Here is a 14,006-nt window from a genome sequence, read left to right on the forward strand (position 1 = left end):
TTCTCAGCGGGGTACGGGGACGTGGGCGAGGATCGAGTTGATGACGGAGTCGGGGGTGACTCCCTCCATCTCGGCCTCGGGCCGCAGGTGGATGCGATGACGCAGGGTGGGGAGAGCGAGGGCCTTCACATCGTCCGGGGTGACGTAGTCCCGGCCGGTGAGCCAGGCCCAGGCGCGGGCGGTGGAGAGCAGGGCGGTGGCGCCTCGGGGAGAGACCCCGAGCGTGAGTGAGGGGGATTCACGCGTGGCACGACAGATATCGACGACGTAGCCGGCGATCTCGGGGGAGACCGAGACCTTGGAGACGGCGGTCCGGGCGGCTTCGAGCTCGGCGGGGCCCGCGACGGGGCGGATGCCGGCGGCCTTGAGGTCGCGGGGGTCGAAGCCCTCTGCGTGACGGGTGAGGACCTGGATCTCGTCCGCGCGGGAGGGCAGAGGGACCGTCAGTTTCAGCAGGAAGCGGTCCAGTTGGGCCTCGGGGAGCGGGTAGGTGCCCTCGTACTCGACGGGGTTCTGGGTGGCGGCGACCAGGAAGGGTTCGGGTAGGGGGCGCGGGGTGCCGTCGACTGTGACCTGGCGTTCCTCCATAGCCTCCAGGAGGGAGGACTGGGTCTTCGGGGGTGTGCGGTTGATCTCGTCGGCGAGGAGGAGGTTGGTGAAGACCGGGCCGGGCTGGAAGGAGAACTCGGAGGTCCGGTTGTCGTAGACCAGTGAGCCGGTGACATCACTCGGCATCAGGTCGGGGGTGAACTGGACGCGCTTGGTGTCGAGTTCGAGGGTCGCGGCGAGTGAGCGGACCAGCAGGGTCTTCGCGACGCCCGGTACACCTTCGAGGAGGACGTGTCCCCGGCAGAGCAGGGCCACGACGAGACCGGTGACGGCGGGGTCCTGGCCGACCACGGCCTTCGCGATCTCGCTGCGCAGGGCCTCCAGGGAGGCGCGGGCGCTGTCCGAGGTCGTAGCGGTCTCGGGGGTCGGGGCGCTCATGAGGTGCGTACCTCTCTTTCGAGGGCGTCGAGTTGGTCCGCCAGGCGGATGAGGGTGGCGTCGTCGGCGGGGGTGGGGCCGAAGAGGAGGGTCCCGGGGTCCGCGGGGGTGTCGGGGAGACGGGCGGAGAGTGCGGGGAGGAGGCGCTCGGAGGCGTGGGCGTCCTGGAGGGGGACGCCGAGCAGTGGGGCGATCCGGGTGCGGGTCGCGGTGCGCAGGACGGAAGCGGCGCGGTCGCGGGCGTTCGCCTTGCGGTAGAGGCGGGCGCGGCCCTCGGTGGCCTCGGAGGCGCGGAGGGCGACGGGGAGACGCTCTGTCACGAGGGGGCCGAGGCGGCGGGCGCGCCACAGCGCGGCGAGCAGGGCCGCGATCGCGAGCTGGAGCGTGCCCCACAGCCAGCCGGAGGGGATGAGGGCGAGGAAGTCGCCCGTCGTGGAGTCGTCGGAGCCGTCGGGGGTGTCGGCGGTGGCGGAGTCGTCGGTCAGGGAGGGGAGGTACCAGACGAGATGGGGCCGGGAGCCGAGGAGTTGCAGGGCGAGGGAGGCGTTGCCCTGCTGGTCGAGACGGTTGTTGTAGAGGATGTCCGGCGAGCCGAGGAGGACGGTGTCGGTGGTGTCGGGGCCAGGGAGGCGGACCAGGGTCGGCAGTCCGTCGGAGGGGTAGCAGCCTTCGGCGCGGGTGCCGGGGGCGGTGCGGTAGCGCTCGCCGCCGAGGTCGACGCTGCCTGCGCGTGTGGCGGCGGCCAGTGCGCAGGAGGGGGCGCGGTTCTCCACGGAGGTGCTGGACGCGGTGGTGACGTCCGGGGCGAGGGTCGTGAGGGAGGGTTCTCCGGCGCCGATGAGGACGGTGCGGCCGGCGGAGCCGGCGACGACCCCCCGCAGTCTGGACTGCTGGGCCTCGGTCAGGAGGTCGGGTGTGGTGACCAGAAGGGTCGAACCGGCGTCGGTCGCGGTCGTGGCCTCGTCGAGGGTGGTGGCGAGGGTGAGGGTCACGCCGCGGGCCTTGAGGAGTTCGGCGACGGCCCGGCTGCCGTGGGGGTCGGCGGAGCGGGGGTCGAGGGCTCCGTGGGAGTCGGCGGAGCGGACGGTCGCGAGGACGACGCCGCCGATGAGGACCAGGGCGACGACGAGGGCCGCTCCGCGGGACCGGGCCCAGACCTGGCGGGCGGAGGGGGCGGTCGACGTGGTGGCCCGGCGGCTCATGCGGGGGTTCCCGTGGAGGCGGAGTGGAGGGTGGGGCGGGTCCGCTCCAGGACGGTGTCCAGCTTCTCGACGCGGCGGTACGCGGCTTCGTCGGCGGTGCGGCCGCCGTATGTGACGTCGTCGAAGGTGCGGACCGCGAGGCGCAGTTCGTCCGCGTGGGAGGGCAGCGAGCGGCTCGCCTCGGCGGCGGCCTCGTCGGCGGTGCGGCCGGGGCGGGGGTCGAGGAGGGTGCGCTCTTCGAGGGAGCGGACGATGGCCCGGGTCCGTTCCTGGACCGCCTGGTTCCAGCGGCCGGCGGAGGCGTGGCGGGCGGCGGCGGCCCGGTGGTCCCGGGCGGTGCGGGGGCCGTCCGCGAAGAGGGAGTCAGCGGTGGAGCCGGGTGCTCTTCGCGGGGTGCCGAGGCGCCACCAGAGGGCGGCGACCGCGGCGGCCACGAGGAGGATCACCACGACGATGCCGAGGACCCCGCCCGGGGTGGCCCCGGACGCGGCGTCGAAGAGGTCGCCGACCCACTCCCAGAAGCGGTCGAGGCCGCGCTGGAGGAGGTTCGGGTCGTTCTCGTGGTACTTCGGATCGGACAGCTCCCGTTCCGCCGCCTCGCGGGCGGGGACACGGGAGATGTCCACCGGTACGTCGCCGTCGGCGCGGAGGCGCGCCGGTGCCGTGGCCATTCCCCCCGTGACCGTCACGGCATCAGCCTCCGACGGTCTGGTCGCCCGGTGCGGGGCCGTAGCCGGGGAGTCCCGCGGCCCGTGCCAGTTCGAGGTCCAGGGCTTCGCGGCGGATGCGCTGGTCCACGTAGAGCAGGACCGTCACGCCGGCGGAGATCGGGTAGGTGATCGCGCTGGTGATGACGCCGCCGATGCCCGTGATGATCAGGAACGACCAGCCGAAGGTGGTGGAGGAGCCTTCGAGCAGGCCGGAGAAGCCGTCGCCGTCGACCGCGATGCCGAGGATCGTGAACGGGATCGCGATGATCATCGCGAAGACGAAGATCAGCAGCTGGGTGAGGAGGGTGATACCGAAGATCCGCCACCACGCGCCCTGCACCAGCTTGGCCGAGCGCTTCAGGGACTGGATCACGCCCCGGCGCTCCAGCATCAGGGCGGGGGAGGCGAGGCTGAAGCGGATCATCAGCCAGACGGCAGCCACCAGGGAGCCGAGACCGCCGAGGAGGGTCAGGGCCACGCCCGCGGAGCCGCCGATCAGGAGGCCGGGCAGCAGACCGACGAGGACGACGCCGGCGCTCAGAGCGGCGAGCAGCAGAGTCAGGCCGACGAGCTGGAGCAGGCGCGGCCGGGCCTCCTGCCAGGCGGAACCCAGCGAGACCGGGCGGCCGAGGACGGCGCGGCTGATGACGACGGTCAGCAGGGCGGCGCTGAACAGCGACGCCATGAGCGTCACGAGCAGGGCCGGGCCCAGGCCGATGAGGGACGACTGGGCGGCTTCGAGGGACTGCTCCAGCGCCTCGGCGGGGGTGGCGTCCGGGCTCGGCGCGGGGGCCTCGGGCACGAGATACCGCTGGGCCAGTATGTCGGCGATCTGGGAGATCACCGCGACCGTGACCGTGATCGCGAGGACCGTGCGCCAGTAGGCGCGGAGGGTCTTCACCGCGCCGTCGAGGATCTCGCCCATGCCCAGCGGGCGCAGTGGGATGACACCGGGCTTCGCGGCCGGCGGCCTGCCCCACTGGGGGTTCGGGGGCGGTGCGCCCCACCCCCGGCCCTGGCCCTGGTCGGGTGCCGGAGGCGGGTTCTGGCCGCTCGGCGGGGACCACTGGCCGGCGGGCGGCTGGTCCTTGGACCACTGGGGGGCGGAGCCGTTCGCGTCGGACGGAGCGGTGGGCCGGGGGATCCCGGAGCCGTTCTGGTCGTCGGAGGGGGCGGATCCGGGCGAGGTCCAGCCCGGAGTGTCGTTCACGGTCGTCCACCTCGGAGGAATGGTCGCGGTGCCGGATCGGCGAACCGGCTCGGTCACGGCGGCCGACACCTGACACGGCGGCGGGCCGGGTGCCATCGTGCCACGCGGTGCCCGCCTGTGGGCCGGAGCGGCCTTCTCCTTCGTAGCTTCGTCCGGACCTTCATTGTGTGGGCGGCAGGCGGCACACTGTGCGGACACCCGATCATCCCGCGCGAACCGTGCGGTGGCGGGCCGAGCGGGCCGCCGTCCACGAGATCGCGGTCCGGGCTGAGGGAGACGCTGTGGGGCAGGTCACGCCAGGTAACGATTGGCTAATGGGATGATGTCGATATGAAGGGACGCGTTCTTGTCGTCGACGACGACACCGCACTGGCCGAGATGCTCGGCATCGTGCTGCGGGGTGAAGGGTTCGAGCCGTCGTTCGTCGCGGACGGTGACAAGGCGCTTGCCGCATTCCGGGAGGCCAAGCCTGACCTGGTGCTGCTCGACCTGATGCTGCCCGGGAGGGACGGCATCGAGGTGTGCCGCCTGATCAGGGCCGAGTCGGGTGTGCCGATCGTCATGCTGACCGCGAAGAGCGACACGGTCGACGTGGTCGTGGGTCTGGAGTCAGGGGCTGACGACTACATCGTCAAGCCGTTCAAGCCGAAGGAGCTTGTCGCCCGTATCCGGGCGCGGCTGCGGCGGTCCGAGGAGCCGGCGCCCGAGCAGCTCACCATCGGTGACCTGGTCATCGACGTTGCGGGGCACTCCGTGAAGCGGGAGGGGCAGTCCATCGCCCTGACCCCGCTGGAGTTCGACCTGCTCGTCGCGCTTGCGCGCAAGCCGTGGCAGGTCTTCACCCGTGAGGTCCTGCTCGAGCAGGTGTGGGGCTACCGGCACGCGGCCGACACACGGCTGGTGAACGTGCACGTCCAGCGGTTGCGCTCGAAGGTCGAGAAGGACCCCGAGCGCCCGGAGATCGTGGTGACCGTCCGTGGCGTCGGTTACAAGGCGGGACCGAGCTGACATGAGTGAAGGCAGTACTGCTCCGAAGCCCGGGGACCCGGGAGTCCGTACGGGGCGGGCTGCCGGACCGGGGCGGGGGGGCTCGCGTTCCGGCCGCCTGCCACGGGGCGGACGGCTGTTCCGGGACAGGGCGCGCGGAGGACCGGTCCTCCGGCTCTTCGCGCGCTGGGTGCGCAGGCCGTTGCTGCCCGCCGTGCGGCTGTGGCGGCGGAACATCCAGCTGCGGATCGTCGCAGGCACCCTGCTGATGTCCCTCGGAGTCGTCCTTCTGCTCGGCCTGGTCGTCATCGGCCAGGTCCGCAACGGTCTGCTCGACGCGAAGGAGAGGGCCGCCCAGAGCCAGGCCGCCGGAGGGTTCTCCGCCGCCCAGGACCGGGCGGCGGCCACCGCCTCCGCGCCTGGTCAGCAGGACGGCGCGCGGGCCGGTTCCTCCGTGAACTGGCGCTCCTCGCTCGTCGAGCAGCTCGCCAGTGGCGGCCAGAGCGCGTTCAACGTGGTCGCGCTCTCGCTCGACACCGGTGACACCGCGAGCCGGGGCGTACGCGCCTCCGGCGAGGTCGACCCGATCACGAGCATCCCGGCCGAGCTGCGGCAGTCCGTGGCCCAGGGCACGGACACCTTCCAGAAGTTCACCAGCATCCACTACACGAGCGGCAAGCCGTCCGAGGCCGGCCTGGTGATCGGCAAGCGGCTGAACGACGCCGAGGGCACCCAGTACGAGCTGTACTACCTCTTCCCGCTGACCCAGGAGGAGGACTCCCTCACCCTGGTCAAGGGGACTCTGGCGACCGCCGGGCTCTTCGTCATGGTGCTGCTCGGCGCCATCGCCTGGCTCATGGTGCGCCAGGTGGTCACGCCGGTACGGATGGCCGCCGGGATCGCCGAGCGGCTCTCCGCCGGGCGGCTCCAGGAACGTATGAAGGTCACCGGCGAGGACGACATCGCCCGGCTCGGCGAGGCCTTCAACAAGATGGCGCAGAACCTCCAGCTCAAGATCCAGCAGCTGGAGGAGTTGTCGCGGATGCAGCGGCGGTTCGTCTCGGACGTCTCGCACGAGCTGCGTACGCCGCTGACCACGGTCCGGATGGCCGCCGACGTCATCCACGAGGCCCGTGTCGACTTCGACCCGATCACCGCCCGTTCCGCCGAACTCCTCGGCGATCAGCTCGACCGTTTCGAGTCGCTGCTCTCCGACCTCCTGGAGATCAGCCGCTTCGACGCGGGCGCGGCCGCCCTCGAAGCGGAGCCGATAGACCTGCGCCAGGTCGTGCGCCGGGTCATCGGCGGCGCCGAACCCCTCGCCGAGCGCAAGGGCACCCGGATCGTGGTCGTGGGCGACAGGCAGCCCGTGGTGGCCGAGGCGGACGCCCGCCGGGTCGAGCGGGTGCTGCGCAACCTCGTCGTCAACGCCGTCGAGCACGGTGAGGGCCGGGACGTGGTGGTGAAGCTGGCAGCCGCCGGTGGCGCCGTCGCCGTCGCCGTCCGCGACTACGGCGTCGGCCTCAAGCCGGGCGAGGCGACCCGGGTCTTCAACCGGTTCTGGCGCGCCGACCCCGCCCGCGCGCGCACCACCGGCGGCACCGGCCTCGGCCTGTCGATCGCGGTCGAGGACGCCCGGCTGCACGGCGGCTGGCTCCAGGCCTGGGGCGAGCCCGGTGGCGGTTCGCAGTTCCGGCTCACCCTGCCGCGTACCGCGGACGAGCCGCTGCGTGGCTCTCCGATACCCCTGGAGCCCGAGGACTCGCGGCGCAACCGGGAGCAGGCGGCCGCGGGGCGCGCCCAGGAGAGTGCCCGCCTGACGGCGGTGCCCGCGCAGTCGGCCGGCGACCGGCCGCAGCTGCCCGTGCCGCCGAGGCTGCCCGCGCCGTCGCACGCGACCGTCGACCCGACGGCGCTGCCCGGCAGCGGAGCACGGGTCGTGGGGCGAGGAGTGCCGGACGGCGACGGCGGTGGGCCGGGGCCGGTGACGGCCGGAGGAAGCGGGAACGCGGAGCGGGAGGACGGGACACGTGGGCGCTGATTCCCGAGAGGGGCTCGTGGAGCGGGGACGGGGGAGGCGCGCGGTGGTGCTAGCCGCGTGCGGCGGGCTCCTGGTGACCGGGTGCGCGACCATGCCCGACAGCGGGGAAGTCCAGGCGGTCAGGGGGTCCAACCAGGGCGACTCGCAGGTGCGGGTCTACGCCGTCGCGCCCCGGGAGAGCGCCGACCCGGACGAGATCGTCGACGGCTTCCTCGAAGCCATGACCAGTGACGACCCCGGCTTCGCCACGGCCCGCAAGTACCTCACGAAGAAGGCCGCGCAGACCTGGAAGCCGGAGCAGAGCATCACCGTGCTCACCACGGCGCCCAACCGCGACCAGGCCGACCGCAACGCCGACCCCGAGAACCAGGGCCGCGCCTATCCGCTCTCGGGCCGCAAGATCGCGACCGTCGACGCCCGCCACGCGTACCAGCCGATCAGCCCCGCCAACTACCTGCAGACGATCCACGTCGTGCAGCAGCCCAGCGGCAACGGCAAGGGCGGCAAGGAGTGGCGCATCGACAGCCTCCCGCCCGGGCTGGTGCTCGGCGAGGCCGACTTCCTGCGCAACTACCGATCGGTCAACAAGTACTACTTCGCCTCCGGGGAGGACTGGGTCGTCGCCGACCCGGTCTACATCCGGCAGCGCCAGGACCCGGTCACCCGGATGGACCCGGTGACGCAGACGGTCAAGGCGCTCCTCGAAGGCCCGACGAACTGGCTGAAGCCCGCCGTCGACTCCAGCTTCCCCTCCGGTACGGAGCTGAAGAAGGGCGTCACCACCCTCACCACCGACGACCAGTCCACCCTCAAGGTGCCGCTCAACGCCAAGGCGGACCAGGTGGGCGGCCAGCCGTGCCGGCGGATGGCGGCGCAGCTGCTGTTCACGCTGGGCGACCTGACGTCCGTCCGCGTCGAGCAGGTGGAGCTCCAGAAGGCGAGCGGGCAGCCGCTGTGCAGGCTGGGCAAGGGGCAGGCGGCGGAGTTCGCCGCGGTGCGGAACACGGACGGGGACGAGAGCCCGTACTTCGTCGACGAGCAGCACAAGCTGATGACGCTGGACGTCGGGGACAAGGGGGCGAACGCGCCCACCGAGGTGCCCGGCCCGCTCGGCAAGGGCCCGACACGGCTCAGGTCGGTCGCCGTGGACCGGGGCGAGACCCGCGCCGCCGGGGTGGGGGAGAACGGCCGAGACCTGTTCGTCTCCTCCATCACCACGGAACAGGAACTGCCGCCGGCGATCCTGGGCAGCAAGGCCGCCAAGCCCACCGACCGGCTGTCCGCGCCCAGCTGGGACGGCCGCGGCGACCTGTGGGTGGCCGACCGCGATCCCGCCGCGCCCCAGCTGTGGATGGTGCCCGACGGCATCGGGACCCCCGTCAAGGTGAGGACGCCGTGGCTGGAGGACGACGCGCGCATCGAATCGCTGCGGGTCTCCGCCGACGGGGTCCGGATCGCCCTGGTGGTCACCCGCGACGGGGACACGACCCTGCAGATCGGCCGCGTCCAGCGGCAGACCTCGGGTGAGGAACCGGTCGTCTCCGTGCTCGACCTCCAGCCCGCCGCGCCCCGGATGGAGTCGGTCACGGCCGTCTCCTGGGCGGGGCCGAGCCGGCTCGTGGTGGTCGGCAGGGAGGCGGGCGGCGTGCAGCAGATCCGCTACCTCCAGACGGACGGCTCCACCTCGGCGACCGCGGTGCTCCCCGGTCTGAACGGGGTGACCTCGGTGGCCGCGCCGCACGAGGACACGGCGCCGGTGGTCGCGGACTCCGGCAACGACGGCATCGTCCGGTTGGCGCCGGGCGCGAACTGGCAGCCGGTGGTCAAGACGGGCACCTCGCCCGTCTACCCGGGATAGGCCCGTCCAGCCGGGACGCAGCCCGTCAACCCGTGATGCAACCCCGTCAACCCGTGATGCAACCCCGTCAACCCGTGATGCACCCTGGGGACGCACCCCGTCACCCGTGGTGCTTCCGTCGGCCACGCGGGACGGACCGGTCGGCCACGGGGGTGGGAAGCGCGGACCTGACGTACTGAGGTGCGTCCTGAAGGTGGTTTTCCACAGGGGTGGCCGGTGGGTCCGGGAAGGCCCACAGTGGAGCCATGCGGGGGTGGTGGCGCGAGATCGCCGGGCTGGTGCTGCCGGTCGCCTGCGGAGGCTGCGGCAGGCCGCGCACCGAGGTGTGCCCTTCGTGCCGGGTCGCGCTGACCGGGGCCGGTGAGGGGCCGCGCAGGGTGCGGCCTTCGCCCGAGCCGGCCGGCCTGCCCGTGGTCCATGCCGTCGCGCCGTACGCCGACGCCGTGCGGGAGCTGCTCCTCGCCCACAAGGAACGCGGCGCGCTCACGCTCGCCCGGCCCCTGGGCGGAGCCCTGGCCGTCGCCGTGGAGGCCGCCGCCGGGGGCGTGGAGGGCCCCGCGGCGCCCCCGCTGCTCCTTGTGCCGGTGCCGTCCTCCCGGCGCTCCGTGCGGGCGCGTGGCCACGATCCGACGCGGCGGATCGCGCTGGCCGCCGCGGCCCGGCTCCGGCGCGCGGGGCGACCCGCGCGGGTCGTGCCCGTGCTGCGGCAGCGGAGGTACGTGGCGGACCAGGCGGGTCTCTCGGCGCGCGGGAGGCTCGCGAATCTCGCCGGCGCGCTGGAGGTGGTGCCCGGCGGCGAACGGCTGCTCGGGGCGGGACGGGTGGTCCTCGTGGACGACCTGATGACCACCGGCGCCTCGCTGGCGGAGGCGGCGCGCGCCCTCGGAGCCGTACACCGTTCGTTCATTCCTGGAATACCGCACGGCTTACCGGACGGTTCGGCGCAGCGCGAATTCGAACAGCGTGTGGCGGCTGTGGTCGCATCCTCTCCCGCTTCGTTCGAAATAAACCGGAACTCGTCAGGAACTTGGATCGTTGCAGGTGGTGAGAGGTGAAAGCGCCCGTCCGGAGGTATGTCGCGGTAGCGGGTGCCGACACCCGTCCGAAGGGGCTATGTTCGGTTGTGAGGAATGGTGAAAGCCATCGCCTCGACGAATACATGGTTGCGCCCAGGGACAGGAGTTCAGGGCGAATCAACCTCTTGTCGATGGGGTGGGGATCTTGTCGACTGGGGAGGAGGAGGTGAAGTCGCCAAGTCCGAGCTCCGGTAATCCACCGGAGTGTGGTGCAAAGGGAGATGCCCGGCGGCCAGGGAGCCGATCCGGGCGATCCGGGAACGGAGTTCTGCGTGGACATCGTCGTCAAGGGCCGCAAGACCGAGGTGCCCGAGCGGTTCCGCAAGCACGTGGCCGAGAAGCTGAAGCTGGAGAAGATCCAGAAGCTCGACGGCAAGGTGATCAGCCTCGACGTCGAGGTGTCCAAGGAACACAACCCGCGGCAGGCTGACAGGTCCGACCGTGTGGAGATCACCCTCCACTCCCGAGGCCCGGTGATCCGGGCGGAAGCCGCCGCGGCCGACCCGTACGCAGCGCTCGACCTCGCCAGCGACAAGCTGGAGGCGCGCCTGCGCAAGCAGCACGACAAGCGGTACACCCGCCGTGGAAACGGCAGGCTTTCGGCGGCGGAGGTCGGGGACGTGGTGCCCGGCGCCGCCCAGCTCAACGGGGACGGCCAGCTCGTCACCGACGAGACCGACAAGGTGCCCACCACGATGATGGGCCCGATCGAAGTCCAGGGCGAAGGCCCGCTGGTGGTCCGCGAGAAGACCCACGGGGCCGCACCGATGACGCTCGACCAGGCGCTCTACGAGATGGAGCTGGTCGGGCACGACTTCTACCTCTTCGTCGACTCCGACACGAAGCAGCCGAGCGTCGTCTACCGCCGACACGCCTACGACTACGGCGTCATCCACCTGGAGAGCGACCCGCTTGCCGAGGGCGGCGGTGCCGGCGGTGCACTCGGCGGCTGACGGCCGCCCCGCCCCCATCGTCCACCCTCGATCACCCTTTCGCGGTGCCCCTGGAGCGCCCTTCGCGCTCCCAGGGGCACCCCCGTGCGCCCACGGGAACACGCCATCGCCGCCGGGGCATGAAATCATGGCGTGCACGCCAACCGGTGCTCCCTGAGTACGGGTTGGGGGACCGGAAACGAATTCAGGCCACGGCCTTCAGGGGGAGGAACGATGGCGGACAGCTTCGGGCCGGTGCTCAGCGGGCGTGAGCACGGTGGGGCGATCTCGGAAGGACCTGATTCGGACAGCGGTGCATTCCGCAAGGAGCCGATCCGAGTCCTGGTCGTGGACGACCACGCGCTCTTCCGCCGCGGACTCGAGATCGTCCTCGCGCAGGAGGAGGACATCCAGGTCGTCGGGGAGGCCGGTGACGGGGCCGAGGCCGTCGACAAGGCGGCCGATCTGCTGCCCGACATCGTCCTGATGGACGTACGGATGCCCCGGCGCGGTGGCATCGAGGCCTGCACCTCCATCAAGGAGGTGGCCCCCAGCGCGAAGATCATCATGCTGACGATCAGCGACGAGGAGGCCGACCTCTACGAGGCCATCAAGGCGGGGGCCACCGGCTACCTGCTCAAGGAGATCTCCACCGACGAGGTCGCCACGGCCATCCGCGCGGTCGCGGACGGGCAGTCGCAGATCAGCCCCTCGATGGCGTCGAAACTCCTCACCGAGTTCAAGTCGATGATTCAGCGCACCGACGAGCGCCGGCTCGTGCCCGCGCCCCGGCTGACCGACCGCGAGCTGGAGGTCCTCAAGCTCGTCGCGACCGGGATGAACAACCGGGACATCGCGAAGGAACTCTTCATCTCCGAGAACACCGTGAAGAACCACGTCCGGAACATCCTGGAGAAGCTTCAGCTCCACTCCCGGATGGAGGCCGTGGTCTACGCGATGCGGGAGAAGATCCTCGAGATCCGCTAGAGCCGGGAGCCGGGAATCGTTGGGCCTGGAGCCCTTGGCTGGTGGAGCCGGGGGGCCGATCGGGCGGGCGCCCGGGCCCCTGGGCCGGCCCGGGGCTCCGGTCGGTTCAGCTCAGGGCGCGTGCCAGTTCCGGGGCGAGTTCCGGGTGGTTTACGCGGTCCGGGACCACCGACACCGCGTCGCAGCCCACCCACTCGGCGGCCTCGCGCAGCGCCCGTGCCACCGCGGGCACGGCCTTCGGGCCGTCGAGCGTGACCTGACGGGCGACGAGCGTCCCGCCCTCCCGCGCCGGGTCCACCCGGCCGACCAGACGGCCACCGGCGAGGACCGGCATCGCGAAGTAGCCGTGCACCCGCTTCTGCTTCGGCACGTACGCCTCCAGGCGGTGCGTGAAGCCGAAGATCCGCTCCGTGCGGGCCCGTTCCCAGACCAGCGAGTCGAACGGCGACAGCAGCGTCGTACGGTGCCGGCCGCGCGGCTCCGAGGCCAGCGCCGCCGGGTCCGCCCAGGCGGGCTTCCCCCAGCCCGCCACCGTGACCGGCACGAGGCCGGCCGCCTCGACCACCGCGTCGAACTGCTCGCCCTTGAGCCGGTGGTAGTCGGCGATGTCCGCGCGCGTGCCCACGCCCAGCGCCTCGCCCGCCTGCCGGACGAGCCGCCGCACGCACTCCGTGTCGTCCAGGTCGTCATGGAGCAGGGTCTGCGGGATCGCCCGCTCGGCCAGGTCGTACACCCGCTTCCAGCCGCGCCGCTCGACCACGACCACCTCGCCGTACATCAGAGCCCGTTCGACGGCGATCTTGGCGTCGGACCAGTCCCACCACTCGCCCTTGTTCTTCGCGCCGCCCAGCTCGGTCGCCGTCCTCGGGCCCTCAGCACGCAACTGGTCGATCACCTTGTCGTACGCCCCCGCCGACAGCTCGTGGCCCCAGTGCGGGCGGCCGCGGTAGGCGCGCCGACGGAAGGCGAAGTGCGGCCACTCCTCGACGGGCAGCACGCAGGCCGCGTGGGACCAGTACTCGAAGGCGTGGGAGCCGGTCCAGTAGGCCTCCTCGACCGTCGTACGGCCGACGGCGCCCAGGCGCGCGTACGGAATGAGCTCGTGGGAGCGGGCGAGGACGGAGATCGTGTCGAGCTGGACCTGCCCGAGTCCGCGCAGCACTCCGCGCACTCCGGCGCGCCGGTCGGGCGCGCCCAGGAAGCCCTGGGCGCGCAGCGCGATCCTGCGGGCTTCGTCGGCGGACAGTTCGGCGGCGGGGCGCGGCACAGTCGTCATGGACCGCACCCTAGGCCCCGGCACTGACAGCCGGGGCCCGGGCGGGATCCGGCACCGGGGGCGGGTGCCGGGGGCCGGTCGTTCAGGGCCGGGCGGGCAGGTCGCGGGCCGGGAGGTACGGCAGCGCGCTCGGGAGGCCGAAGTCGGAGGGGAGCAGGCCGGCGACCCAGGTGTCGCGGAGCGTGCCCTTGTTGGGCAGGGCGGCGCGCTGGAGGCCCTCCATGACGAAGCCGACCCGCTCGGCCACCGCGCGCGAACCGGTGTTGCCGACCTCGGCGCGCCACACCAGGCGGACGCAGCCGAGCCCGGTGAAGGCCCAGTGGGCGAGGGCCCGGACGGCCTCCGTCATGTAGCCGTGGCCGCGGTGCTCCCCGGCCAGCCAGTAGCCGACCTCCCAGGCGCCGTCGCCACGGCTGCTGATCGAGGCCGAGGCCAGCAACGGGCCGCCGGCCAGCGGCTCGACGGCGAAGATGTACTCGGTGTCCTCGCGCCAGCCGTCGACCACCAGCCGGTTCAGGAAGAAGTCGGCGTCCTGGGGGGTGTAGGGGTCGGGGACGGTGGTCCAGCGCCGGATGTCGGGGTCCTGGCAGATGGCGTGCACGGCGTCGGCGTCTTCGGGGACGAAGCTCCGCAGCCGCAGGCGGTCGGTGGTGAGGGTGATCGGATCCATGCGTGGATTGTGGAGACCTGCCGGAGCGGAAGCGAACACTTTTCGGGTGGTGCGGCACCTTCCGCCCACC

At 72.3% G+C, this 14,006-nt stretch carries 12 protein-coding genes; 6 read left to right on the forward strand and 6 right to left on the reverse strand.

The window, feature by feature from the left end; all coding sequences use genetic code 11:
• Positions 1–3: 3 nt before the first annotated feature.
• From ACRRSS_RS03685 to ACRRSS_RS03700, 4 genes are read right to left on the reverse strand one after another with little or no spacing between them, the layout of a single operon-like run.
• Positions 4–987, reverse strand: a complete 984-nt coding sequence (locus ACRRSS_RS03685; protein WP_435969779.1) for an AAA family ATPase — start codon at positions 985–987, stop codon at positions 4–6.
• A complete protein-coding gene (locus tag ACRRSS_RS03690) occupies positions 984–2,189 on the reverse strand; it encodes a DUF4350 domain-containing protein (protein ID WP_435969780.1) in 1,206 nt (401 codons plus the stop codon). Before ACRRSS_RS03690 ends, ACRRSS_RS03685 begins: the two co-directional genes overlap by 4 nt.
• The gene (locus ACRRSS_RS03695) at positions 2,186–2,878 is read right to left on the reverse strand and encodes a DUF4129 domain-containing protein (protein WP_435969781.1); all 693 of its coding nucleotides are present in this window, start codon (positions 2,876–2,878) and stop codon (positions 2,186–2,188) included. Before ACRRSS_RS03695 ends, ACRRSS_RS03690 begins: the two co-directional genes overlap by 4 nt.
• 4 nt (positions 2,879–2,882) lie before the next feature.
• Complete coding sequence (locus ACRRSS_RS03700; RefSeq protein ID WP_435969782.1) at positions 2,883–4,109, reverse strand: hypothetical protein; 1,227 nt, start codon at positions 4,107–4,109, stop codon at positions 2,883–2,885.
• 330 nt (positions 4,110–4,439) lie between these two features.
• Here ACRRSS_RS03700 and mtrA point away from each other — a divergent pair, with 330 nt between their 5' ends.
• The 6 genes from mtrA to ACRRSS_RS03730 all read left to right on the forward strand — a co-directional run bounded on the left by mtrA (position 4,440) and on the right by ACRRSS_RS03730 (position 11,990).
• Complete coding sequence (gene mtrA, locus ACRRSS_RS03705) at positions 4,440–5,117, forward strand: two-component system response regulator MtrA (RefSeq protein ID WP_003968748.1); 678 nt, start codon at positions 4,440–4,442, stop codon at positions 5,115–5,117.
• A gap of 1 nt (position 5,118) precedes the next feature.
• Positions 5,119–7,137, forward strand: a complete 2,019-nt coding sequence (gene mtrB, locus ACRRSS_RS03710) for an MtrAB system histidine kinase MtrB (protein WP_435969783.1) — start codon at positions 5,119–5,121, stop codon at positions 7,135–7,137.
• The gene (locus ACRRSS_RS03715) at positions 7,127–8,995 is read left to right on the forward strand and encodes an LpqB family beta-propeller domain-containing protein (protein ID WP_435969784.1); all 1,869 of its coding nucleotides are present in this window, start codon (positions 7,127–7,129) and stop codon (positions 8,993–8,995) included. Before mtrB ends, ACRRSS_RS03715 begins: the two co-directional genes overlap by 11 nt.
• A gap of 245 nt (positions 8,996–9,240) precedes the next feature.
• On the forward strand, positions 9,241–10,050 hold the full coding sequence (locus ACRRSS_RS03720; protein ID WP_435969785.1) for a ComF family protein: 810 nt from the start codon (positions 9,241–9,243) through the stop codon (positions 10,048–10,050).
• 293 nt (positions 10,051–10,343) lie between these two features.
• Positions 10,344–11,024 (forward strand): ribosome hibernation-promoting factor, HPF/YfiA family, encoded by a 681-nt coding sequence (gene hpf / locus ACRRSS_RS03725; protein WP_435969786.1) that lies wholly within the window; start codon positions 10,344–10,346, stop codon positions 11,022–11,024.
• A gap of 213 nt (positions 11,025–11,237) precedes the next feature.
• Positions 11,238–11,990 carry a response regulator transcription factor gene (locus ACRRSS_RS03730; protein ID WP_351910230.1) on the forward strand — a complete coding sequence of 251 codons (753 nt, stop codon included), beginning with the start codon at positions 11,238–11,240 and terminating at the stop codon, positions 11,988–11,990.
• Between the two features lie 106 nt (positions 11,991–12,096).
• On the opposite strand, the gene ACRRSS_RS03735 is transcribed toward ACRRSS_RS03730, so the two are convergent.
• Both ACRRSS_RS03735 and ACRRSS_RS03740 read right to left on the reverse strand, forming a co-directional pair.
• The gene (locus ACRRSS_RS03735) at positions 12,097–13,266 is read right to left on the reverse strand and encodes a winged helix-turn-helix domain-containing protein (RefSeq protein WP_435969787.1); all 1,170 of its coding nucleotides are present in this window, start codon (positions 13,264–13,266) and stop codon (positions 12,097–12,099) included.
• A gap of 82 nt (positions 13,267–13,348) precedes the next feature.
• Positions 13,349–13,936 carry a GNAT family N-acetyltransferase gene (locus tag ACRRSS_RS03740; RefSeq protein ID WP_435969788.1) on the reverse strand — a complete coding sequence of 196 codons (588 nt, stop codon included), beginning with the start codon at positions 13,934–13,936 and terminating at the stop codon, positions 13,349–13,351.
• Positions 13,937–14,006 lie beyond the last annotated feature (70 nt).

Source organism: Streptomyces sp. Qhu_M48 (assembly GCF_051305195.1).
Taxonomy (GTDB): domain Bacteria; phylum Actinomycetota; class Actinomycetes; order Streptomycetales; family Streptomycetaceae; genus Streptomyces.